Here is a 22,865-nt window from a genome sequence, read left to right as displayed (position 1 = left end):
GACCACGCAAGTACGTCCAGTACGAGCCGTGGCCCTCCGCCTTGCGATGCACCGCACCGGACACCGCGACCCGGCAAACCTTTCCGGCCACAGCACTAGCCGCGGGCCCGCAGGGCCGCGGTGTGGGCCCGAACCTGCGCGGGCGTCAGATAGCCGGACGTCTCCTCGAACTCCCGCAGGGCGGGCGGCTTCGCGGACTGGAAGCCGGTCCGCACGAAATCGTCCCCGGCGGCCGCGTTGAGCAGCCAGTTGGTCAGGACCCGGGTCTTCGCCACGTTCGTCCGCAGCGCCGACCAGTGGTACCCGCGGGCCACAGCCTGCGCGGGCAGCCCCCGCAACGGGATGCCGAGCGGCCTGGACACGGCGTCCGCGCCCCCGAGGTCGACCACCAGGCCCAGGTCCCTGTGCACGTACGGCCGCATCGGCCGGCCGCGCAGCACCGCGATCAGGTTGTCGGCGGCCGCCCGCCCCTGGCGCTGGGCGTGCTGCGCGGTGGGCGGGCAGACCGCGCCGTCCCGGTCCGCGGCGAGGTCGGGCACGGCCGCTGCGTCCCCCAGGGCGAACACCCCGGGTGCGCCGGGCACGGTCATCTCCGGGGCCACCACCAGCCGCCCCCGGTCGGTCGGCGCCTCCAGCGTCGCGACCAGCGGGCTCGCAGTGACCCCCGCCGTCCAGATCAGGGTGCGGCTGGGCAGCACCCGCCCGTCCGTCAGCGTCAGTTCCTCGGGACCCGCCTTGGCGACGCTGACCCCGAGCGACACCTGGATGCCGCGCCTGCGCAGGATCTCCAGGGCGGCCAGCCCGAGCCCCTCGCCCAGCTCGGGCATCAGGGCCGGGGCGAGGTCGAGGAGGTGCCAGGTGATCTGCCGGGGATCGAGCCGGGGGTACCGCTTCACCGCGTGGTGGGTCAGCCGCTGGAGGCAGGCCGCCGTCTCGGTGCCCGCGTAGCCGCCGCCCACCACCACGAAGCAGAGCCGGGCGGCGCGCTCCGCCTCGTCCTCGCTCGCGTCGGCCAGGTCGAGCTGTGCGATCACGTGGTCCCGCAGGTGCGCGGCCTCGGCCAGGGTCTTCATACCGCGCGCCTGCTCGGTGAGGCCGGGGACGTCGAAGGTGCGGGTCACGCTCCCGGGCGCCAGTACCAGGTGGTCGTAGGTCTGTTCGGTGACCTCCCCGGTGATCTTGCGGATCACGCAGACCTTCGCCGCCGTGTCCACCCCGATCGCACCGCCCGGCACGATCCGGGTCCGGTGCCGGCGGCTGCGCCGCAGCGATACGGCGATGGACTGCGGGGTCAGTACGCCGGACGCCACCTGCGGCAGCAGCGGCAGGTACAGCTGGTAGGCGTTCGGCGTGACCATGATGATCTCCGCCTCGGCGGGGGACAGCCGGCGTTCCAGCCGGCGCACGCACTCGACACCGGCGAAGCCGGCGCCCACCACGAGGATCCTCGGTCGTGTCACGGTGTCCGTCCTCTCTCGGGCCTGCGGATACCCGCTGCACCTGCCCCGTCCGGGGCGCCGCGCACCCGCAGAAGCCGAAGAACGCCGGATTCGGCCGGAATTCCTCTTAGCCTCTGTCGTGTGACCGACACCCGAGGAGGAGCCGCGATGGCCGACAGGGAGCCCGTGGCCGAGCTCGACGAGCGCTACAGCGACGCGCAGGCGACGCCCGTGCCGTGGCCGCGGGCGGCGGCCGCCCTGGCCGGGGCCGAGCTGTACTGGCTGACGACCGTACGCCCCGACGCCCGCCCGCACGTCACCCCGCTGATCGGCGTCTGGACGGACGGAGCCCTGCACTTCTGCACCGGCGCGCAGGAACGCAAGGCCGAAAACCTCCGCGCGAACCCGCACGTCGTCCTCACCACCGGCTGCAACACCCTGCACGAGGGCCTCGACCTGGTCGTCGAGGGCCGGGCGGCCCGGGTGACCGACCCCGACCGGCTGCGCGCCCTCGCCGCCGCCTGGGAGGAGAAGTACGGCCCCGACTGGCACTTCGACGTGGGCGACGGGGTGTTCGTCGCCCCCGAGGCGGGCGAGGCCCTGGTCTTCACCGTCCCCCCGGACACGGTCTTCGGCTTCGGCAAGGGCGTCTACAGCCAGACGCGCTGGAGCTTCGCCTGATGTGCGGCCGCTACGTCTCCACCCGCAGCCCCGAAGACCTGACCCGGCTCTTCGACATCACGCAGTGGAACCCGGAGCAGCTCGTCGAACCGAGCTGGAACGTCGCCCCGACCGACCCGGTGTGGGCGGTGCTGGAACGCCCCGACCGCACCTCGGGCGTACTGGAACGGCAACTGCGCGCGCTGCGCTGGGGACTGGTCCCGTCCTGGTCGAAGGGTCCCGGCGGCGGCCCGAAGATGATCAACGCCAGGGTGGAGACCGTCCACGAGAAGCCCGCCTACCGCAAGGCCTTCGCCCGCCGCCGCTGCCTGCTCCCCGCGGACGGCTTCTACGAATGGCAGCCCGTGCCCGCCACCGCCGGGGCCAAGGCCTACAAACAGCCGTACTTCATCCGGCCCGAGGACGGTTCGGTGATGGCGATGGCGGGCCTGTACGAGTTCTGGCGCGACCCCGCCGTCGCCGACGACGAGGACCCCGCCGCCTGGTGGACCACCTGCACAGTGATCACCACCGAGGCCACCGACGCAGCGGGCCGCATCCACCCGCGGATGCCCCTGACCGTCGCGGCGGACGACTACGAGACCTGGCTCGACCCCTCCCACGAGGACACGCACGACCTGCGGGCGCTCCTGGCCGCCCCCGCCGAGGGCCGCTTGGACGTCCGGGCCGTCACCACCGCCGTCAACAGCGTCCGCAACAACGGCCCCGAACTCCTGGACGACGCCCCCGATGCCCCGCCGGCATGAGACGGAGGGTCACGATCCCACGCCCTTCGTAACGATCCGCCGCCGGGTACTTCCGAATCGCGGAAGGTGACCTAGGCTCCGCGCCATGCCGATCTTCGGAAACCGCCGTCGTAAACCGCGCCTCGCGCCCGAGCTCGACGACGGCCGGCTCGGCAAGGTCCTCAAGGCCCTGGACGGCCCTCCGTCGCCCGGCCTGGCGGACCTGCACACCGCCCAGGTGGAACAGCTGCTGACGGAGGCGGGCACCGACTGGGACCGCCGCTCCCACCGCATCACCGTCCTCGCCCGGTGCACGGCCGACTCCGGCTTCGTACGGACCTGGGCCTCCCGGCACCCCAAGAACGCCGACGCGCTGGTCCTGCGAGCCGAGGTGGACCTCGTACTCGGCCGCCGTACCGGCGAGCTGGCCGACGCGCGCGAGACCCTCGACACCTGCTACCGCGCGGCCGAACTGGAGCCGGCCGACCCCGCACCCTGGGTGGCTCTGCTCGGCATCCTGCGCCTCCTGCGGGCCCACTCCGACGAGGTGTTCCCCGTGTGGCGGGAGGCGGTGGCCCGCGACGTCTGGAACCGCGAGGCGCACCTGCGGATGCTCGGGTACCTCTCGCCCGCCGAGTGCGGATCCCACATGCAGGTGCTGGAGTTCGTCGACGCCGCGCGCCCCCGCATGCCGGCCAACGCGCCCACCGTCGGCGTGGAGCTGACGGCGACGCTCCGCCGCCACCGGCACGTCGCCGGCGACGACGCCCTCACCGCGGTCATGGCGCGCCGCCACTGGGCGAGCGCTCCGGCCGTCACCGTCCTCGACCGCGCGTACGAGAACTGGCGGCACCCCGGGTTCCTCCACCACGCGGCGGCCGCCGCCGATCTGAACCTGCTGGCCTACGCGCTGGTGCAGGCCAACCGGATCCGGCACGCCGCGGAGGTCTTCCCGCTGATCGACGGGGTGGTGACCCCCTGGCCCTGGGTGCTGGACGGGGACCCGCTCCAGCAGTTCGAGAACTCGCGCGGGCGGGCACTGCGGTGAGACCGGCGTCCCGTACTTCGGTAGGGTGCCGTTCGATATCGGGTTCTGCGTGGGAGACATGAGTTGATGAGCGGTCAGCAGCCGGACCGGGGGCGTGCCTCGCAGATTTTCCAGCCCCTCGCGGGGGACGACCCGACCACCATCGCCGGATACCGGCTCGCCGCCAAGCTCGGCGCCGGTGGCATGGGCAAGGTGTACCTGTCGTACACGCCCGGTGGACGGCCCGTGGCCATCAAGGTGATCCGGCCCGAGTTCGGCGAGGACCCCGAGTTCCGCCGCCGGTTCGCCCAGGAAGTGCAGTCCGCGCAGCGCGTGCAGGGCCTGTTCACGGCGCCCGTCATCGATGCCGACACCGACGGTGCCCAGCCCTGGCTGGCCACCGCGTACGTGCCCGGCCCCTCGCTCGCCGACGCCGTCGTCGCCCACGGGGCGCTGCCCGTCGAGGCGGTGCTGCTGCTGATCGCGGGCATGGCCGAGGCCCTGCACGTCATCCACGGCGCGGGCATCGTGCACCGCGACCTCAAGCCGTCCAACGTGCTGCTCGCCGCCGACGGACCGCGCGTCATCGACTTCGGCATCGCCTACGCCGCCGACGCGACCTCGCTGACCGGCAGCGGCGTGACCATCGGCACCCCGTCCTTCATGGCTCCCGAGCAGGCGGCGGGACGCAGGGTGACCCCCGCCACCGACATCTTCGCCCTCGGCCAGGTCGCGGCGTACGCGGCGACGGGCACCCCGGCCTTCGGCGAGGGGACCTCGCACGGGGTGCTGTACCGGATCGTCCACGAGGAGCCCGACCTCAGCGCCGTCCCGGAGCGGCTCAGGGACCTGGTCACCCGCTGCCTCGACAAGGACCCCGAGGCCCGGCCCTCCATCAGCGAGGTCATCGCGCTCTGCCAGTCCGCGAACGCGGAGACGGTGCTGCGCCGCCCCGAGGACTGGCTGCCGGGGTCGGTCGCCGCCGACATCACCGTGCGTGCCGCGGCCCCCGCCCCGGTGCAGACCCCGCCGCCCCCGGCCACCGCCCCGTCCGTGGCCTACTCGCCCACCACGCCGGTGGCCCCGGCTGCCCCGCCGACCGCACCGCCGGCCGCCCCGGCCACCCCGCCTCCGGGATTCGGCCCGGCCGTCGTCCACCAGCCCACGCACACCGGGCCGCAGCCCGCCCCGGGGCCTTCGCCGTACAGCACGCCCGCCCCCGGGCAGGGCCACGCCTACGCCCCGACCCAGGTACCGGGCCCCGCGTACCCGCAGGCGTACCCGCCCAGGCACCCGGGCCACCCCGGCCAGCCCGGCCATCCCGCGCCTCCCGCGCCCCAGCCCCCGAGGAGCGGCGGCCGCAAGCGGGGCACCTTCCTCGCGCTGGCCGCGGCGCTGGTCTTCGCCGTCGCCGGCAGCGGTACGGCGTACGTCCTGCTCAAGGACAACGGCACCGAGAAGTCGGCGCAGCCGGGCGGCGCGGGCTCGAACGGCGCGGGCTCGAACAAGGACAAGACCGGCGACGGCGGCAGCAGCAGCGGTTCGGCCGACCCCAAGCAGAACGCCAAGAGCGACCCGAAGCCCGCCGACTACAAGGCCATCAACCTCACCGCCGGATACCACCTGACCCTCGGCGACGACAGCGTCCGCCCCCAGCAGGGCGAGGACGGCGGATACGAACTCTCCTACGACACCGGCGGCTACCTCGACGCGGAGAGCCACGGCGGCAACCTCGTCCTGCTCGACCCGGGCCAGGAGGGCTCGCTCGCCACCTGCCGCGCGGAGACCCGCTTCACCCAGAACGTCTACGTGAACAAGCTGTCCAAGGGGCGGCAGGTCTGCGTCACCACGGGTTCGGGGCACCTCGGCCTCGTGACCGTCCAGGGCTTCTCCGGTGAGGACTCGCCCAGCAAGTACATGACGCTGGACGTGACCGTCTGGCGCAACGCGGTCAGCCCCGGCACGAGCAGCTGACCCGCGCCGCGTCACGCCGGGGGTGCGGCCGCGCCCCCGGCTCAGGTGGGTGACGGCGCTCGTTGACACGCGACCGTCTCCTCGCGTGTAATGGCGGCGGTGCCGCGTGGCCCCGACCAAAGAGCAGTGGGCCGGTCGGTGTTCGGGCGAGCACCCCTTCCTCAGGGGATCAGCCATGAGTTCACACTCCGCACCCCGTCGCTGACGCAGCCCGCCGTACGTCCTCCTGCGCCTGTCCTGCGCCCGTACACCGTCCGGTGTGCCGCGCGCACACCGCAGGCCGTGCGGCCCGCTCCGTCCCGCGCCCGTCACGTCGCCCGTCACCGCAGCGCACCTGCGGTTTCCCATGTTCTCCGGAGACACATCCGCATGCCCACATCGTTCAACCAGTCCGTCATCGAGGAGTTCCGCGCGAACCGGGGGAAGGTCGGTGGCCCCTTCGAAGGCGCGGACCTGCTCCTGCTGACCACCACCGGCGCCCGGTCGGGGACCGAACGGACCACGCCCCTCGGCTACGTCCGCCACGAAGGTGCCCTGCTGATCATCGGCTCGAACCTCGGGGCCGACCGCCACCCCGCCTGGTACCACAACCTGCTGGCCCGTCCCGTGGTGCGGGTGGAGCTCGGCGGGGACAGCTTCGAGGCCCTCGCGGTACCCGCCGAAGGCGCCCGGCGCGCCGAGCTGTTCGCACATGTCGTGCGTGCGGAGCCCGGATACGGTGCCTACCAGGCCGCCACCGGCCGTGTGCTGCCGGTCGTCGTGCTGGAGCGCGCCGATCCCGACGCGTGGGAGGCGCCCCAGGAGATCACGAGCCTCGCCGACAAGCTCGTCGAGGTCCACACCTGGCTGCGGGCCCAACTGGACCAGGTGAGCGCGGAGGTGGAGGCCCACTTCGCCGCCCGGGCCGCCCACCAGGGCCCCGGCGAGCCGCCCGCACCGGGTCTGGGGCTCCAGATCCGCCAGCGCTGCCTGGCCTTCTGCCAGGCCCTGGAGTTCCATCACACCAGTGAGGACGGCCACTTGTTCCCGGGGGTCGCGCACCACCACCCCCACCTGGCCGGGACCTTCGAACGGCTGGCCGCGGAACACCGGACCGTCGCACGCATCCAGAACGACCTGGTCACCCTGCTGGCCGGGCTCGCCGTGGCCGGACCCGACCGGTTCCGCGTCGAGTTGGCCCGGATGTCGAAGGAACTGGGCGCCCACCTCGACTACGAGGAGGAGGCGCTCCTGCCGCTCCTCGCCGAGGTCCCCTGGCCCCCGGTTCCGCGCTGATCGGCCGGCCCCGGGGAGAGCCGCTGCTGCCGGTAGCGCCCCGGGGTCGTCCCGAACTCCCGGCTGAAGGCGTGGGAGAAGGCGTACGGGGTGCCGTACCCCACCCGGCGGGCCACGGAGGCCAGCGAGTCCGGGGTGTCGCGCAGCAGCGTGGCGGCCAGCGTGAGGCGCCACCAGGTGAGGTACGCCATGGGAGGGCGGCCGACCAGCGCGGTGAACCGGCGGGCGAGGGTGGGCCGGGAGACGCCCGCTTCGGCGGCCAGCCGCTCGTTGCTCCACGCGGCGGCCGGGTCCGCGTGCAGGGCCCGTAGCGCGGCGGCCGCCACCGGGTCCTCCAGCGCGGCCGGCCAGGCCCCGCCGGTGTCCCCGTCCATCCAGGAACGGATCATGTAGACGAGGAGGAGGTCGAGCAGGCTCGGCACCGCAGTGCCCGATCCCGGCCGCGGCCCGCCCAGCTCCCGGCCCAGCAGGTCGATGGCGGCGCGCAGTTCGGGATGACGGCCCACGCGGTGGGGCAGGTGGACCACCTGCGGCAGCTCCGCCATCAGCGGGTGCACGTGGCTGCGGTCCAGGCGGTACTTCCCGCACAGCATCTCCACGCCGCCACCACCGTCACCGCCCCCTTCGCCCGCGGTCCGGGGCGCAGCCGGCTGCCGCCCGGCGAGCCAGGGGCCGAAGGGCACCGCCCGCTCCACGGCCGCCGCGTCGGCCGAGGCGTCGGCGATCACATGGCCCGTACCGTGCGGCAGCAGCACCGCGTCGCCCGTGGCGAGGGAGACGGGCGGGCCGCCGTCGGGCAGCAGCCAGCAGCTGCCCTCCAGCACCACGTGGAAGCCCGCGCCGTCGTACGGGTCGAGCCGCGTGCACCAACTCCCGCCCGCCCGGACCCGGTCGGAGGAGGGCCGCCCGATGCGTACGGCCGAGATCGCGTCGCTCACGACATCCATCAGGGCAGCGTACCCATGGGTTCAGCACTGAGACGCATGCGTATCGGGATGAGCCGTACGGGCATTGAGCGGCTCGATCCACCGTCCCTAAGGTCGAGGACATGGAGAACGAGAGCACACGGAGCGGGAGCATCCTGCTGGGTGACGTCGAAGTCGTCCGGGCCCGCGAATGGCAGGGGCCCTTCGGGCCCGCCCGGGGCATCGTCCCCGCCGCCGGTCCCGTGCTGTGGCAGGAGAACGAGGAATGGCTGGCCCCAGGGCACTGGCAGCCGCAGGACGACAGCGCGGTCATGGCGCTGCAGTCCTGGGTGCTGCGCAGCGGCGGACGGACGGTGCTGGTGGACACCGGGGTGGGCAACGGCCGCGAGCGGCCCGGCGCCCCGCAGTTCCACCACCGGCAGGGCGACTTCCTGGGCGCGCTGGCGCGGGCCGGGGTCCGGCCCGAGGACGTGGACGTCGTCGTCAACACCCACCTGCACGCGGACCACGTGGGCTGGAACACCTACGACGCCGAGGGGGAGTGGGCGCCCACCTTCCCCAACGCCCAGTACCTGATCCCGGCTGCGGACGACTTCCACTTCGGCCCCCGCAACGCGTACGGCGGCGGCCTCCAGGAGGCGGACCGGCTGGTCTACCAGGACAGCGTGGAGCCCGTGCACCGGGCCGGGCAGAGCGTGCTGTGGGACGGCTTCCACCGCATCGACGAGCACCTGACGCTGGAGTCGGCGCCCGGCCACACGCCCGGTTCGGCCGTGCTGCGGCTCGCCTCCCGCGGTGAGCGGGCGGTGTTCGTCGGGGACCTGCTGCACAGCCCCGTGCAGATACTCGCCCCCGCCTGCAACAGCTGCTTCTGCCTGGACGCGGAGGGTGCGGAGCACAGCCGCCGCCGGGTCCTGGGACGGGCGGCGGCCGAGAAGGAACTGGTCGTACCCGCCCACTTCGGCGGGACCGGGGCCGTGGAAGTGCGGCAGGAGGGCACGGGGTTCGCCCTCGGACCGTGGGCGCCCTTCGCCGAGCGGTAGTGCGCGCCCGCCCGTCGGCCGGGGCGGGCCCGGCCGCGGGCCGTGCCGCTACTCGAAACGGGCCGTGTCGCCCGCGCCCCGGCGCACGATCTCGACGTCACCGCCGGAGAAGTCGATGACCGTGGTCGGCCTGACACCGCAGTCGCCCGAGTCGAGGACGGCGTCGACCACGTGGTCGAGCCGCTCCTTGATCTCCCAGCCCTGCGTCATCGGCTCCTCCTCGTCGGGCAGGAGCAGCGTGCTGGACAGCAGCGGCTCACCCAGCTCGGCGAGCAGGGCCTGCGTCACGACGTGGTCGGGGATCCGGACGCCGACGGTCTTCTTCTTCGGGTGCATCAGCTGGCGCGGCACCTCCTTCGTCGCGGGGAGGATGAAGGTGTAACTGCCGGGCGTCGCGGCCTTCACGGCGCGGAACACGTCGTTGTCGAGCTGCACGAACTGCCCGAGCTGGGCGAAGTTCTGGCAGACGAGGGTGAAGTGGTGACGGTCGTCGAGCTTGCGGATCGACCGGATCCGGTCGAGGCCCTCCCGGTTGCCCAGCTGGCATCCCAGAGCGAAGCAGGAGTCCGTCGGATAGGCGACGAGGGAGCCGGAGCGGATGGAGTCAGCCACGTTGCTGATGGTGCGCCGCTGGGGATTGTCGGGGTTCACGTCGAAGTACTTGGCCATCCGCCGACTCTACGGGATCGGACGCCCGCGCTCCGGAGTCCTGCGGTGGACGCGGGCCAGGACCAGCACGGTGTCGTCGGCGGGGGGACCGGGCAGCAGCTGCGCCAGCATCCGGTCCGCGAGCCCGTCCAGGGTGGCGGGCCCCGCCGCGCCCAGTTCGGTGCGCAGGGCGTCCAGACCCGCCCCGATGTCCCTGCCGCGCGTCTCGATCAGGCCGTCGGTGTACAGGGCCAGCACCGAGCCCTCGGCGAGCTCGGCCTCCGTGGTCCGGAAGGGGACGCCGCCGACGCCCAGGGGTACGCCCAGCACCTCGCCGACGGTGTCCACGGCGCCGTCCGGGCGTAGCACCAGGGGCGGCAGATGGCCCGCGCTCGCGATGCGGGCCAGTCCGTCCGCCGGGTCGTAGACGATGTAGAGGCAGGTCGCGAGTTCGATGCCGGACTCCTGTGCACACGCGTCGAGTTCGGTGAGCAGCGCCGCGGGGTCGCTGTCGTGCCGGGCCAGCGCCTTTGTGGTGATGCGCAGCCTTCCCATCGCCGCCGCGGCGGGCACCCCGTGGCCCATCACGTCGCCCACCACCAGGCCGATCCGGCCGCCCGGCAGCTTGATCACGTCGTACCAGTCACCGCCGACCTCCGTGAGGTGGCTTCCCGGCAGGTACCGGTGCGCCACCTCCACGTACGGGCTGGTGGCCAGGGCGCTGGGCAGCAGGGCCCGCTGCAGGGTGCGCGAGATGTCCTGGACGCGGCTGAACAGGCGGGCGTTGTCCAGGCAGATCGCGGCGCGCGAGGAGAGCTCGCCGGCCAGGGCGAGGTCGTCCTCGGTGAACACCGGCCGCTGCGTGGACCGGCCGAACATGGCGATCCCCTGGACGGTGCCCCGCGCGATCAGCGGGGCGACCAGGACACAGCCCAGGCCGCTCCCGGCCAGCAGCCGGGCCCGGGACTCCAGGGGCACCGTCCGGGCCACGAAGTCCTCGTCGACCACGGCGCAGACGGGCCGGTTCGCGCGCAGCATGTCGTGGACGGCGGAGCCGGGCGGATAGCGTACGGAATCCACCCCGCTCACCAGTTCGGTGGCCGGAGGGGGCAGCACCGTACCGGAGGCGATCCGGCGGGTGAGCAGGGGCAGGTCCGGGTCGAACGCCTCCGAGGCGTCCATCCATTCCACGATCTCCACCACCGCGCCGTCGCAGAAGTCCGGCATCACCACGTCGACGAGTTCCTGGGCCGTGAGGTTCACGTCCAGGGTCGTACCGATGCGGGTGGCGGCCCGGTCCAGCAGGGCCAGCCGCTGACGGCTCGCGGTGGCTTCCAGGATGGCCTGCTCGCGGTCCGTCACGTCGATGACGAGCCCGCCCACGCCGGGGCGGGACCCGGCCGTGCCGCTCAGCGGGAAGAAGCTCACCGACCGCACCTGGTCCTGGTCCGGGCGGCCCCGCGGGCGCATGCCCACCAGTGCCCCGATGACGGGGACGCCGTCCGCGGCGACGGTACGGAGCATGCGGTCGTACGCACCTCCGTCGGCCAGGATCACGACGTCGTCGGTGGTCCGTCCGAGGTGTGCCTCGACGGACAGCCCGTCCATGTCGGCCATCGCCTGGTTGAGGTGGACGTGGCGCAGGTCCGCGTCGAACATCACCAGACCTACGGGGCAGGTGGCGAAGAGGGCGTCGAGGAAGGCCAGGTTCGTCTTGACGCGGTCGAGCTCGGCGCTCCGGCTGGCCAGCACCATCAGCACGGGGTGCCCGTCGGTGCCGGTCACCGGGAAGGCCCGGAATCCGCAGTCGAAGGCCGTGCCGTCGCGGTGCCGGGCGGTCAGCCCGCCCCGCCAGTACCCCTGGCCCAGGGCGCGCTCGACGAGTCCGGCGCAGATCTCGGAGCTGCTCCCGCCGGCCGGGCTGCCGGCGAAGAGCAGGGCGCCGGGCCGGGACAGGGAGCCGGGGGAGTCGTGGCCGAAGAGCTCGCGGGCGCCGGGTCCCCAGTAGCGGATGCGGTGGTCGTGGTCGTGGTCGAGGCCGAACACGGCCACCGGCACGTGTTCGAGCAGCGTCCCCGGCTCGGACCACAGCGGGCCGTGGGCGCCCTCGTCCCCCGGCCGGACCGATGGCACGAGAGGTCCCCTTCCAGCCGCCGCCGTCCCCACCCATTATCCGGGCCGCACCGCAGGGCGCCTTCCGGGCCGGTCAGCCGGCGGGCGTGTGCGCCGGGACGGGCGCGGGCCCCGGGTAGTACTCGCCGAGGACGGCGTCGAACAGCGTGGTGACCTCGTGGGCGGTCAGGCCCTGCTCGCACGCCTCCCGCATCCATGCGCCGAGCTGGTGGCGCAGGGGGGATTCCGGTGCGGTCTGCGGGGTGGCGAGGGAGCGGGTGATGAAAGAGCCCGCGCCCTGGCGCACCTCCACCAGACCGGACCGTTCCAGCTCGCGGTAGGCCTTCAGCGTGGTGTTCGGGTTGACCTTCGTGGTGGCGGCGACCTGCGCGGCCGTGGGCAGCTTGTCCCCCTCGGCGAGCGCCCCCATACGGAGAGCCTGCTCCACCTGGTGGACGATCTGGAGGTAGGCGGGCAGGCCGCTGCGGCGTTCGATGCGAAACACGACCACGGTGCCCGCCTCCTTGATCCTTCGTGGTGTCGTTCAGAGTAGGGGGTGCGGTGGCCGGGGCTACAGCTGACCGCGTCGCAGGCGCAGCAGCAGGACGGCGGCCAGGAGCGCGGCCAGCGCCAGGAACGCCCCGGACGCGATCCACTGCATGCCCGCCAGCTGGCTGTGGTGGAAGTACTCCTGGACCGAATCGACGATGCCGAGCGAGGCCCGGCAGTTCTCGGGCGAGGCGTCGTGCACGCAGGTGCCCCAGCCGTAGAGCTGTCCGGACGAGGTGCCGATCCACCGGTCCACCTCGACGACCTGGGAAAGCGGGGCGGGTTCGGGGCCGTCCAGCGGGAAGGCGAGGCGCCGCGGGGTGGCCAGCTGGTCCCGGTACAGGGCGGCTGCGAACAGAGCGCAGACCGCGGTCACGAAGGTCACGGTCATCGCGGGCACGGCCCGGCGGGTCAGCGCGCCGATGGTGATGCCGAGCGAGGTGGTGAACAGGGCCGTCGCCACGAGGACCGGACCCGTGGTGTCGAACTCCGAGCCGCTGAGCCAGTCGGCGGGCGCGAACGGTCCGACGGAGCGGATCCACCAGGCGAACAGCAGGCTCAGGGTGCCCGTCGTCACGGTCACCAGGGTGAAGGCGAAGCCCAGCTTCCAGAGCAGCCAGCGCCGCCGCGGCACGGACTGGGTGGTGACCAGGTGGGCGGTCCCGTGCTCCTGGTCGGACGCGAGCAGCGGGGCTCCGAAGAACACCCCGAGCAGCAGCGGGAGGAGGCCCAGCTGGCTGCCGTAGGACTCGATGTCGTTGCTGATCCTGTTGCTGAGGTCGGTGTCCACGGAACCGGGGGGCCCGGACGTCCAGCCCGCGGCGTGCAGGCTGTCCAGCATCGCGCCGCGCTGGTAGACGATCCAGGCCGCGCCGAGGACGGTCACGGCGGCGCAGACGACGACGGCGGCGCGGTGCTGGCGGGCCAGCAGCCAGGCGAGTCCGCGGAGCCTGCGGGCCGGGCGGGGCGAGGTGTCCCGGCGCGTGGGGTCCTTGGCCAGGGTGCTCATGCCGCGGCCTCCTCTCGGTGGTCGGGGACGGCGGTCGGGGAGAGCAGGGCCGGGGCCCCGGGGGAGCGGAGGTAGGCGAGCAGCACCTCTTCCGTGCTGGGCTCGACCGTCTGCCAGGTCTCGTCCAGCGGGCCCTCGCGCCGCACCATGGCGGTGAACTGGCGTCCGGAGGTGCGTACTTCGATCACGGTGTGCGCATCCAGGGACGCGGGCAGGCCCTGTTCCGTGGTCACCCCGGTCACCAGGGAGTGCATGGGCACCAGCTCGTCGGCCTCGCCGGCCATCCGGACCCGGCCGCCGGAGAGCACGAGGAGGTAGTCGCACATGTGCTCCACCTCGCTCAGCAGGTGGGAGGACATCAGCACGGTGGTCCCGTACTCGGCGGCCTCGGACATGAGCAGCGCACCGATCTCGTCCCGGGCGACCGGGTCGAGGTCGGCCATCGGCTCGTCCAGCAGGAGCAGTTCGGGCCGCTTCCCGAAGGCCAGGGCGAAGGCCACGCGGGTCCGCTGGCCGGCCGACAGGTCGGCGATCCTCGCCCGGAGCGGGAGGGCGCCGTCGCGGACGATCCGTTCGGCTGCCGCCCGGTCCCAGGTCGGGTTGAGCTCCTGCCCCATGCGCAGCGTCTCGGCGACGGTGAACCGCTTGAACAGGGGCGTGCCCTGCCCCAGGTAGGCCCACCGGGTCATCGCGGCGTCCGAGGAGACGGGCGTGCCGAAGACCTTCAGCTCGCCGGCGGTCGGCTCGATCAGGCTGGTGGCCAGGGAGAGCAGGGTGCTCTTTCCCGCGCCGTTGGGCCCGACCAGGGCGGCGATGCGGCCGCTGGGGATGCGGAAGGAGCAGTCCTTCAGCGCCCACCCCCTGCGGTACTTCTTGCCGAGTCCGCTCGCCTCCAGGGCCCACCGGACACCGGCCGCGTCGGAACGGGTCGCGTCTCTCACGGCTTCCCCCCTTTTCCATGATTCCACTAGAGAAGTAATGGAATCATGGTCCCAGGGCGCTGCACTGTCAAACACACGTGCCCGGAGCGGGGGCCGGGGCGAGAGGGAGGGGCCCGGCCCGAGGGGGGGATCGGTCGGATAGGACTGTTATCGTCCTGGGCATGCCCGAGCTGATCACCCCGACCCCGCGCCTGCGTGCCTCCTGGCTCGCCGCGCAGCAGGAAGCCGGGCCCGACGCCCACCTGGACGGTGGCGGACTCGGCGCCGACGACGACGTGGACACCCCGGAGGGCTTCGCCGCCTGGGTGGAGCGCCTGCGCCGGTACGGGGACCGCACGGCGGCGGTCGATCACGGACGCGTCCACGCGACGTACTGGTGGATCGCCGAGGGCGACACCTACCTGGGCGCCATCGACCTGCGGCACTACCTCAACGGATTCCTGCTCGACGCCGGCGGCCACATCGGCTACAGCGTGCGCCCCTCGGCACGCCGCCGCGGGCTGGCCACCTGGGCACTGGGAGAGGTCCTCCACGAGGCGCGCCTGCTGGGCATGGACCGGGTCCTGCTGACCTGCGACCCCGGGAACACCCCCTCGGTCCGCACGATCGAGAGCAACGGCGGCGTGCTCGAGGACGTCCGCGACACCCTGATCGGCCCCAAGCGCCGCTACTGGATCGACCTCTAGGCCACTTCCTGCGGACCGCGTCCCGGCACGGGCGGTAGTTTGCCCGGCATGACTGCACTCGGACCCGTCGCCTGGCCTCCCGCCCCGATACGGACCGATCGCCTGGTGCTCCGCGAGTCCCTGGCCCGGGACCGTGCGGCCTTCATCGAGCTGTGCGCATCGCCGGAGGTGCGCACCTACCTCGGCGGTCCCCGGCCGCGCGACGAGCTCGAACGCGCGGTGCCCGAGGTTCCCGGGCGGCGCGCCGGCGTCTTCGTGATCGACCTCGACGGAGCGATGATCGGCACGGTCACGCTCGACCGGCGCGGCGCGGAGCGTCCGGGGCACCTCCGCCCGGATGCCGGCGAGGCCGAGCTCGGATACGTGCTCCTGCCGCAAGCGTGGGGACACGGGTACGCGGCCGAGGCGTGCGCGGCGGCGCTCGCCTGGTTCGCCGACGTGCTCCCCGGCGAGCCGGTGGTCCTTTGCACCCAGACCGCCAACACCCGCTCGACGAGCCTCGCGGCCAAGCTGGGGTTCATCGAAGTGGAGAGGTTCGAGGAGTACGGAGCCGAGCAGTGGTTCGGCGTGCGGCCCTCGGCCGCGCCGTCCGGCTGAGCCGTCCCGCGTCCCCTTCGCCGGGGGAAGCCCCCGGCGTCACGACGCCGGCTGCGGGCTCCCGTGGGACAGGCCCGAGCGCCGCAGGGCGCGCAGCATGGCCGGCAGGTCCGCGGGCTCGCCGCCCGAGCCGCGGACGAGGGTCTCCAGCAGCTCCGGCGTCAGCTCGTACCGCTCGGCGCGGCGCACCAGCTCCGCGCGGCCCTCCCCGCGGACCGCCCCGCCGTCGAGCTCCCGCAGCAGCTCGTCCTCGTTGACGAACCGGCTCAACCCGCAGTCGAGACCGTCGTCTTCGAGGTCCGCCGGGTACGGAGCCCGCGCCCAGGACCCGTTCTCGGACCAGTACACGCACCCCAGTTCGTTCCCCGCGAGCAGCTCACGGAGCTCGTCGTGGGGGAGCCACTCCGGAGCCCCTGCCAGCATGTCGACCGGCGGCTCGTGCCACTTGACCCCGCTGGACTCGTCCTCACCGAAGAGCACGAACCGGTCCCCGCCCAGCGGCTTCAGCGTCCACCAGGTGCAGCCGCAGTCGTCGAGGTGCAGCCCACGGTCGTCGATCCAGCAGCCCGTGCGGTGGACCGGCGGCTTCTGCTCCGCCTCGGTCGTCGCCTCCAGCACGGCGACCGCGCTCCACCGGGCCCACAGGACCTCCGGCGCGGGCAGGTCCTGCGGCAGTCCGGGCCGGTGCACTGTCATTCCATCCCCCACGGGTGCGCGATCACGTTCCCGATGCACCCTAGCCGTTCCCGGTGACACCCCTACCGCGGTGCGGTGGCGTCCGCCGGGAACGCGGGGCCGTGGCCCGGCACGATCACGTCCGCGGCGTCCAGCACCCGCAGCCGGGAGGTGCGCAGCGTGCCGTGGTCGGGGGCCACCGGGTCCTCCACCGGGCCGTCGGGCCGCCACCACAGGTCGCCCACGAAGGCGACGACCTCGGTACCCGTGCCCGCCAGCAGGGTGATGTCCTCACGGCTGTGCCCGGGGGTACGGATCAGCCGCAGCGACGGGGTGAGTTCGTAGCCCTCCGCGTCCCGGTCCGTCCACTGGTCGTTCTCGTATATCGCCTTGTGGTCGTGGACCCGGGCCTGCCCGAAGAGGCCGACGTTCATGGTGTTGTCCGGGTGGTGGTGGCTGAGCACCACGTCGGTGATGTCGTCCGGGGCGATCCCCAGCTCCGCGAGCGGGCCCAGGATCCGGTCACGGCCGGCCACCATCCCCGGGTCGACGATCACGTGGTGTTCCCCGTCCCGCACGTAAGAGACGGTGGCGGCCACCCCGGGGCCGGTGGAGAGGGTGTAACCGGTGGTCAGGATCGTGTACTCGGCGCTGCGGCCGAGCGGTGCGTTCGTCGTCATGCCCCAAGTCTTCTCGGTGCGGCCCCCGTCGACGAGTGGCCCTTCTGCCACCGATCGCAGGAAACGTGCCACACTCCCCGCATGCCGCCCTTCACGAACGTCGCCGCGTACGCCCCCACCGGTGTCGGCATGCTCGGAGCCGCCATCGTCTCCGAGGTCTTCGACGCACGCGGCCCGGACCTGCCCCGCTTCGACTTCGCCCTGTGCACCGACCGGCCGGGACCCGTCCGCAGCGACGTCGGGCTGCCGCTCCTCGTCGAACACGGCCTGGACCGGCTGGCCGTGGCGGACCTGGTGATCGTCCTGCCCTGGACGGACTTCCGTACCCCGCCGGCACCCGCCGTGCTCGACGCGCTGACCACCGCCCACGAGCGCGGCGCCCTCGTCGCAGGTCACTGCGTCGGCACCTTCGCCCTCGCCGCCGCCGGACTCCTCGACGGGCGGCGCGCCACGACCCATTGGCGCTTCGCCGCCCTGCTGGCCGAGCGCCACCCGCAGGTGACCGTCCGCCCCGACGCCCTGTACGTGGACGAGGACCGGATCACCACCGGCGCCGGGGCGGCCGCGGGCTTCGACCTGTGCCTGCACCTGCTGCGGCGGGAGTACGGAGCCACGACGGCCAACGCCATCGCCCGGGACCTCGTGCTGCCCGCCCACCGCGACGGCGGGCAGGCCCAGTACCTGGCCGCACCGGCCCCCGAGGACTGCCAGGACGACCGGCTCGGAGAGGTGCTCCAGTGGGCCCGCGAACACCTCCACGAACCGCTGCCCGTGGCGGAACTGGCCCGCAGGGCCCTGATGAGCAGGCGCTCCTTCGCCCGCCGCTTCACCGCCGCGACCGGCACCACTCCGCACGCCTGGCTGCTCGGACTGCGCCTCAGCCGCGCCGAGGAGCTCCTGGAGAGCACCGACCTCCCGGTCGAGGAGATCGCCCGCCGCGTCGGCTACGGCAGCGCGGCCGTCCTGCGGGCACAGTTCGTACGCCGCCGCGGAGTCCCGCCGCGCTCCTACCGCCGGGCCTTCACCCGTACGCCGTAGCCGCCCGCGCACCGCCCGACCCGGTGGCTCGATCCGTTCCATCCGATCCCGAACGCATCACGAATGGTCACTCGCCGCACGGCAACGGTGCCTTACGATCGCCCCGGACGGTCTCGTCCTGCGACCGTCACAGCCGCCGCACGCCCCGTACCCGTGGAGGTCAACCGTGTTCTGGACGGCAGAAGGACACCGCAGTCAGCGCACCCGCCGCCCCCGCCGCGCAGGCCTGCGCGTGCGCGCCGCGGCCGGGGTCGCCGTGGGGGCCTTCCTCGCCGGGGGCTGTTCCTCGGGCGGGGACGGGCCGGGCGAAGCCGCCGGAGGCGTGCCCGTCGTGGAGAAGGGCAAGCTCACCACCTGCACCCATCTGCCGTACCCGCCCTTCCAGTTCGAGCAGGACGGCAAGGTCGTCGGCTTCGACGTGGCCCTGATCGACCTGGTCGCGAAGAAGCTCGAGGTCGAGCAGAAGATCCTCGACACCCCCTTCGAGAACTTCAAGACGGGCGCCTTCCTGAACTCCGGAGAATGCGACCTCGCCGCCGCCGGCATGACCATCACCGACGAGCGGAAGAAGAACGTCGACTTCTCCGTCCCCTACTTCGACGCCACCCAGGCCCTCCTCGCCACGAAGAAGAGCGGGGTGACCTCCCTCGCCGACGTCAAGGCCAAGGGCAAGAAGCTCGGCGCCCAGGCCGAGACCACCGGTGAGAGCTACGCCAGGAGCCAGGGCTTCAACCCCGTCGCCTTCGAGAGCTCGGACGCCGTGCTCAACGGGCTGCGCACCGGCCAGGTCGACGCGATCGTCATCGACTACCCGGTCGTCCAGGGCTGGCTCAAGGACAAGAAGAACGAGGCCGAGTTCGCCCTCGGCCAGAACATCGAGACCGGTGAGCAGTACGGATTCACGGTGAAGAAGGGCAACAAGGCCCTCCTCGCCGCCATCGACAAGGCGGTCACGGACGCCAAGGCCGACGGCACCTACAAGAAGCTGTACGAGCAGTGGATCGGCCCGCTGCCCCAGGCCACCTCGTGACCTCACGGCTGACGCGGCGTCAACGGCGCCGCGTCTGGCAGGGCGTCCAGTACGCCGTGTTCGTCGCCGCCCTGGTCCTCATCGGCGTCACGGCGGACTGGGGCAGGCTGCAGAACCAGTTCGCCCAGACGGACCTGGCCGTCCGGCTGTTCCCGGACATCATCACCATCGCCCTGCGCAACACGGTGGTGTACACCTTCTCCGGGTTCCTCTTCGGCCTGGCGCTCGGCCTGGTCATCGCCATGATGCGGCTGTCGTCGGTGGCCCCGTACCGCTGGGTCGCCAGTGTCTACATCGAGCTGTTCCGCGGCCTGCCCGCCCTGCTGATCTTCATCTTCGTGGGCGTCGCGGTGCCGCTGGCCTTCCCCGGGACCGAGATCCCCGGCGGCATCTACGGGAAGGTCGCGCTCGGCCTCGGTCTGGTCGCCGCCGCGTACATGGCGGAGACCATCCGGGCCGGCATCCAGGCCGTGCCCAAGGGGCAGATGGAAGCCGCCCGGTCGCTGGGCTTCTCGCACGGCCGGGCCATGGTCTCGGTGATCATCCCGCAGGCGTTCCGCATCGTCATCCCGCCGCTCACCAACGAACTCGTCCTGCTGTTCAAGGACTCCTCGCTGGTGCTGTTCCTGGGCGTGACGCTGGAGCAGCGGGAACTGACGAAATTCGGCCGCGACCTCGCCAGCGAGACCGCCAACTCCACCCCGATCCTGGTCGCGGGCCTGTGCTACCTCCTCGTGACCGTGCCGCTGAGCTTCGTGGTGCGCCGGCTAGAGGCCCGCGCGGACAAGGCCACGTGAGGAAGAGATGTCACAGACGACGGGACCGGACGACACCACGGCCACGGGCGGCCCGGAGATCGAGATCCGGGGGCTGCACAAGTCCTTCGGCGACAACCACGTCCTGCGGGGCATCGACCTGGAGATCGCCCGGGGCGAGGTGGTGTGCGTCATCGGGCCCTCCGGCTCGGGCAAATCCACCCTGCTGCGCTGCGTGAACCTGCTGGAGGAGCCGGACGAGGGCCGGGTCTTCGTGGGCGGCACCGAGGTCACCGACCTCGATGTCGACATCGACGCGGTACGCCGCCGCATCGGCATGGTCTTCCAGCAGTTCAACCTCTTCCCGCACGTGGACGTCACCGGCAACCTCGTGCTGCCACAGCGCCGGGTCCTGGGCCGGGACAAGGCACGGTCCGCCGCCGTCGCCCGGGAGAACCTCGAACGCGTCGGCCTCGCCGACAAGGCCGGGGCCTTCCCGGCGCAGCTGTCGGGCGGCCAGCAGCAGCGGGTGGCGATCGCCCGGGCCCTGTCGATGGGCCCCGAGGTGATGCTCTTCGACGAACCGACCTCGGCGCTCGACCCCGAACTCGTCGGCGAGGTGCTGTCGGTGATGCGGGTGCTGGCGGCCGAAGGCATGACGATGATGGTCGTCACGCACGAGATGAGCTTCGCGCGCGAGGTCGCGGACCGGGTCGTGTTCATGGACGGCGGGGTGATCGTCGAGCAGGGTCCCGCGGCGCAGGTGGTGGGAGCTCCGCAGCACGAGCGGACGAGGAACTTCCTCAACCGTGTCCTGGACCCGGCGGCGGTCGCGGCCCCGCAGGCCGAGGGCCCGCCGAGGACGCCCGGGCCCCCGGACGCCGACGGGACCTCGAAGACCGACGGGCCCCCCGGGCCGGGGCAGCCGCCCGGAGGATCGCCGTAGGCCTGGCGGCAGCGGTCAGGCGGGCCCGGGCACGAGGAACTCGCGCAGGTCGACGACCTCGTAGCCCTCGGCCCGGGCCGCGTCGACGATGAGGGGCAGGGCCTCGGCGTCGAGGACGACGCCGTCCCCGTTGCTGCCGACGTGCATCTGGAGGACGGCCCCGGGGACCAGCGCGTCGAGGGCCCGCTCCACCGCCCTCTCCACGGTCATGCCGCCCGCCGGGCCGAGGTAGCCGTTCGTGTCGGCCGTGAACTCGATCGCGGCGAAACCGAGTGCGTTGACGTCGGCGACGGAGTCGTCGCTGGTGGAGCTGTAGGGGAAGCGGAAGAAGGGCAGCGGCTCGGCCCCGGACGCCTTGCGGATCGCCGCGTCGGCGCGCATCACCTCGTCCCGCCTCTGCTGGGTGCTGAGGTCATCGAAGTAGGGGTGGCTGTAGGAATGGTTGCCCAGGCCGTGCGTGGCCGCCATGGCGCGTACGGCGGCCGGGTGCGCGGCGGCGAACTGCCCGGTCGGGAAGAACGTGGCGGGCAGCTTCCGGCGGCGCAGTTCACCGAGGACGGTGTCGATCCCGCTCTCGTCCCAGGCGGCGTTGAAGGTGAGCGCCATGACCTTGCGGGAGGTGGGCAGCCGCCGGATCTCGCTGCCCATCAGGGAGGCCGGCGGGACCGGTCCCGCCGGCCTCCCGGAGACAGGGGCCGGCGCGGAGGGCCGTACCGCACGCCGGGGGGCCGCCTCGGCCACCGGGCCGGGGAGGAGCCCCGCCACCCCGGCCACGAGCGCCGCCAGCGCGGCGCGCCGTCCTGAGTCCACCACGGTCACTCCTTCTGCCGTGGCCCGCCGATGCGGGCCCGCCTGCGACGACTATGCGAGAGCGCGGCGCCCCGCGCCCCGCAGCCCGTGCCGGGCACCCGGGTGATCTCCCCTCCGGTACCCCCTCCAGGGGCGGCCCGTCGGGGCGTCCGGCAGGACGGGGGAGGGGCGCGAGGTGGCGGGTGGGGGCGCGCGGGGGAGCGGATGCGCTTCTTCCGGAAGATTTCCTGAGACCGGCTTGCACGATCGGGCGTGTTTTTCGATGGGGTGGTGATCAGGGGCGCACAACGCCCCCCGCGGCTGCCGGAATCGGGGGCGGCACGCCGGTCACACACCAGTCGGAAGGTTTGGCGCAGACGTGAACGTTGCCGTTGCCGGGGATCTCGCCCGCGTACTGATAGACGCCACTGCGGTTCGTGTTTGCGCGAGCGAGATCATCAGGGTGCCGCGGCGCCCCGTCCGCCGTCCCGAAGTACCCACCGCCCGCCGGGGCGCAGACGAGCAGCTGTGGGGGAGCGTATGACCGAAGGCGAGTTCGACCCATCGGGAGACCAAGCGGTCTCCAGCGAACTGGCCGGTGTCCTGCCGGTGGACTTCACGGCCTTCCACTCCCAGCAGCACCGCGTCTACCTGCGCTACGCACACCTCCAGCTCGGCAACGGCAAGGACGCCGAAGAGGTCGTCGACGACGTCTTCACCTTCCTGCTGAAGGTCTGGCGCCAGGCGCTGAAGGAGGCGAGCCTGCACGGCTTCGCCTGGGCCGTGCTGCGTGAGCACATCGAGCGGAGGCTGGCGGTCCTCGGCCGCCAGGTGGCCATGGTCGAGACGGCCTGGTTCGCCGCCCTGCGCCGCTCCTCAAGGGAGAGGCTGGAGCTGCTGGAGTCCAAGCTCGGCCTGTACGCGGCGATCGCGGAGCTCTCCGAGCGGCAGTACGACGTGGTGCTGCTCGCCTTCCTGCTGGGCAACGACTCCGACACGGTCGCCCGGATGATGGGGATCTCCCCCGCGACGGTCCGCTCGCACATCCGCGGCGCGCGCCGAACCCTGTCCCGCAAGCTCGGGGTGGACTGGATCCCCGGAGAGGAGAAGGACCAGTGAGCGACGTGCCCGGTGACCGAGACATGGCGCTGTGCGAACTGGACGCGGCCCTTCGGGACGCGACGGTGCTCGCGGAGGAGTACGCCGGATACGACGAGGGCGCGGCCCGGCGCCGGATCGCCCGCCGGATCGTGGCCGACCGGTCCTGTCCGGCGAGGGGGACCACCGCCACCTCCCGCGGCGCAACCGCTCCGTCCCGGG

At 72.9% G+C, this 22,865-nt stretch carries 23 protein-coding genes; 13 read left to right on the top strand and 10 right to left on the bottom strand.

What is annotated here, in order from left to right:
- Positions 1-95 precede the first annotated feature (95 nt).
- Positions 96-1,460: an NAD(P)/FAD-dependent oxidoreductase gene (locus IO30_RS0105915; protein WP_031139979.1), complete on the bottom strand. Its 1,365-nt coding sequence runs from the start codon at positions 1,458-1,460 to the stop codon at positions 96-98.
- Positions 1,461-1,607: 147 nt separating this feature from the next.
- On the opposite strand from IO30_RS0105915, the gene IO30_RS0105910 reads away from it, so the two are divergent.
- The 5 genes from IO30_RS0105910 to IO30_RS0105890 all read left to right on the top strand — a co-directional run bounded on the left by IO30_RS0105910 (position 1,608) and on the right by IO30_RS0105890 (position 7,121).
- A complete protein-coding gene (locus IO30_RS0105910; protein WP_031139977.1) occupies positions 1,608-2,120 on the top strand; it encodes a pyridoxamine 5'-phosphate oxidase family protein in 513 nt (170 codons plus the stop codon).
- A complete protein-coding gene (locus IO30_RS0105905; RefSeq protein ID WP_031139976.1) occupies positions 2,120-2,866 on the top strand; it encodes an SOS response-associated peptidase in 747 nt (248 codons plus the stop codon). The genes IO30_RS0105910 and IO30_RS0105905 overlap by 1 nt, the downstream gene beginning before the upstream one ends.
- An 85-nt stretch (positions 2,867-2,951) precedes the next feature.
- Complete coding sequence (locus tag IO30_RS0105900; RefSeq protein ID WP_031139974.1) at positions 2,952-3,893, top strand: tetratricopeptide repeat protein; 942 nt, start codon at positions 2,952-2,954, stop codon at positions 3,891-3,893.
- A gap of 66 nt (positions 3,894-3,959) precedes the next feature.
- The gene (locus IO30_RS0105895; RefSeq protein ID WP_031139972.1) at positions 3,960-5,846 is read left to right on the top strand and encodes a serine/threonine-protein kinase; all 1,887 of its coding nucleotides are present in this window, start codon (positions 3,960-3,962) and stop codon (positions 5,844-5,846) included.
- Between the two features lie 369 nt (positions 5,847-6,215).
- The gene (locus IO30_RS0105890) at positions 6,216-7,121 is read left to right on the top strand and encodes a nitroreductase/quinone reductase family protein (protein ID WP_031139971.1); all 906 of its coding nucleotides are present in this window, start codon (positions 6,216-6,218) and stop codon (positions 7,119-7,121) included.
- Here the strand turns inward: IO30_RS0105890 and IO30_RS0105885 are convergent.
- On the bottom strand, positions 7,058-8,068 hold the full coding sequence (locus IO30_RS0105885; protein WP_078904560.1) for an AraC family transcriptional regulator: 1,011 nt from the start codon (positions 8,066-8,068) through the stop codon (positions 7,058-7,060). The genes IO30_RS0105890 and IO30_RS0105885 overlap by 64 nt on opposite strands.
- A gap of 101 nt (positions 8,069-8,169) precedes the next feature.
- Here IO30_RS0105885 and IO30_RS0105880 point away from each other — a divergent pair, with 101 nt between their 5' ends.
- Positions 8,170-9,090 (top strand): MBL fold metallo-hydrolase, encoded by a 921-nt coding sequence (locus tag IO30_RS0105880; RefSeq protein ID WP_031139967.1) that lies wholly within the window; start codon positions 8,170-8,172, stop codon positions 9,088-9,090.
- 48 nt (positions 9,091-9,138) lie between these two features.
- On the opposite strand, the gene IO30_RS0105875 is transcribed toward IO30_RS0105880, so the two are convergent.
- From IO30_RS0105875 to IO30_RS0105855, 5 genes are all read right to left on the bottom strand, one after another.
- Positions 9,139-9,759 carry an L-threonylcarbamoyladenylate synthase gene (locus tag IO30_RS0105875; protein WP_031139966.1) on the bottom strand — a complete coding sequence of 207 codons (621 nt, stop codon included), beginning with the start codon at positions 9,757-9,759 and terminating at the stop codon, positions 9,139-9,141.
- 9 nt (positions 9,760-9,768) lie between these two features.
- On the bottom strand, positions 9,769-11,871 hold the full coding sequence (locus IO30_RS0105870) for a SpoIIE family protein phosphatase (protein ID WP_031139964.1): 2,103 nt from the start codon (positions 11,869-11,871) through the stop codon (positions 9,769-9,771).
- Positions 11,872-11,944: 73 nt separating this feature from the next.
- On the bottom strand, positions 11,945-12,361 hold the full coding sequence (locus tag IO30_RS0105865; RefSeq protein ID WP_031139962.1) for a GntR family transcriptional regulator: 417 nt from the start codon (positions 12,359-12,361) through the stop codon (positions 11,945-11,947).
- A 60-nt stretch (positions 12,362-12,421) separates the two neighbouring features.
- Positions 12,422-13,408: a hypothetical protein gene (locus tag IO30_RS45245; RefSeq protein ID WP_031139960.1), complete on the bottom strand. Its 987-nt coding sequence runs from the start codon at positions 13,406-13,408 to the stop codon at positions 12,422-12,424.
- Positions 13,405-14,349, bottom strand: a complete 945-nt coding sequence (locus tag IO30_RS0105855; RefSeq protein ID WP_031139958.1) for an ABC transporter ATP-binding protein — start codon at positions 14,347-14,349, stop codon at positions 13,405-13,407. Before IO30_RS0105855 ends, IO30_RS45245 begins: the two co-directional genes overlap by 4 nt.
- A gap of 161 nt (positions 14,350-14,510) precedes the next feature.
- On the opposite strand from IO30_RS0105855, the gene IO30_RS0105850 reads away from it, so the two are divergent.
- Together IO30_RS0105850 and IO30_RS0105845 are read left to right on the top strand one after the other, a co-directional pair.
- A complete protein-coding gene (locus IO30_RS0105850; RefSeq protein ID WP_031139956.1) occupies positions 14,511-15,035 on the top strand; it encodes a GNAT family N-acetyltransferase in 525 nt (174 codons plus the stop codon).
- Between the two features lie 48 nt (positions 15,036-15,083).
- Entirely contained in the window at positions 15,084-15,632 is a 549-nt protein-coding gene (locus IO30_RS0105845) for a GNAT family N-acetyltransferase (protein WP_031139954.1), read from the top strand.
- Positions 15,633-15,671: 39 nt separating this feature from the next.
- Here the strand turns inward: IO30_RS0105845 and IO30_RS0105840 are convergent, their stop codons facing one another.
- On the bottom strand, positions 15,672-16,328 hold the full coding sequence (locus tag IO30_RS0105840; RefSeq protein ID WP_031139952.1) for a hypothetical protein: 657 nt from the start codon (positions 16,326-16,328) through the stop codon (positions 15,672-15,674).
- 62 nt (positions 16,329-16,390) lie between these two features.
- Positions 16,391-16,987, bottom strand: coding sequence for an MBL fold metallo-hydrolase (locus tag IO30_RS0105835; protein ID WP_031139951.1), 597 nt, complete (start codon positions 16,985-16,987; stop codon positions 16,391-16,393).
- Between the two features lie 81 nt (positions 16,988-17,068).
- On the opposite strand from IO30_RS0105835, the gene IO30_RS0105830 reads away from it, so the two are divergent.
- From IO30_RS0105830 to IO30_RS0105815, 4 genes are all read left to right on the top strand, one after another.
- Positions 17,069-18,025 (top strand): GlxA family transcriptional regulator, encoded by a 957-nt coding sequence (locus IO30_RS0105830; protein WP_031139949.1) that lies wholly within the window; start codon positions 17,069-17,071, stop codon positions 18,023-18,025.
- A gap of 226 nt (positions 18,026-18,251) precedes the next feature.
- Entirely contained in the window at positions 18,252-19,055 is an 804-nt protein-coding gene (locus IO30_RS0105825; protein ID WP_031139947.1) for an ABC transporter substrate-binding protein, read from the top strand.
- The gene (locus IO30_RS0105820; RefSeq protein WP_199920982.1) at positions 19,022-19,852 is read left to right on the top strand and encodes an amino acid ABC transporter permease; all 831 of its coding nucleotides are present in this window, start codon (positions 19,022-19,024) and stop codon (positions 19,850-19,852) included. The genes IO30_RS0105825 and IO30_RS0105820 overlap by 34 nt, the downstream gene beginning before the upstream one ends.
- A gap of 7 nt (positions 19,853-19,859) precedes the next feature.
- Positions 19,860-20,756 (top strand): amino acid ABC transporter ATP-binding protein, encoded by an 897-nt coding sequence (locus IO30_RS0105815; protein ID WP_078904559.1) that lies wholly within the window; start codon positions 19,860-19,862, stop codon positions 20,754-20,756.
- A 15-nt stretch (positions 20,757-20,771) separates the two neighbouring features.
- Here the strand turns inward: IO30_RS0105815 and IO30_RS0105810 are convergent, their stop codons facing one another.
- Positions 20,772-21,569 carry a polysaccharide deacetylase family protein gene (locus tag IO30_RS0105810; RefSeq protein WP_031139941.1) on the bottom strand — a complete coding sequence of 266 codons (798 nt, stop codon included), beginning with the start codon at positions 21,567-21,569 and terminating at the stop codon, positions 20,772-20,774.
- Positions 21,570-22,085: 516 nt separating this feature from the next.
- Between IO30_RS0105810 and IO30_RS0105805 the strand changes: the two genes are divergently transcribed.
- The gene (locus IO30_RS0105805) at positions 22,086-22,664 is read left to right on the top strand and encodes an RNA polymerase sigma factor (RefSeq protein ID WP_234321558.1); all 579 of its coding nucleotides are present in this window, start codon (positions 22,086-22,088) and stop codon (positions 22,662-22,664) included.
- Positions 22,665-22,865: the final 201 nt, after the last annotated feature.

Source organism: Streptomyces xanthophaeus (assembly GCF_000725805.1).
Lineage (GTDB): Bacteria > Actinomycetota > Actinomycetes > Streptomycetales > Streptomycetaceae > Streptomyces > Streptomyces xanthophaeus.
Note: the sequence above shows the minus strand (reverse complement) of the source record. Positions and strands in the feature narration are given on the sequence as shown.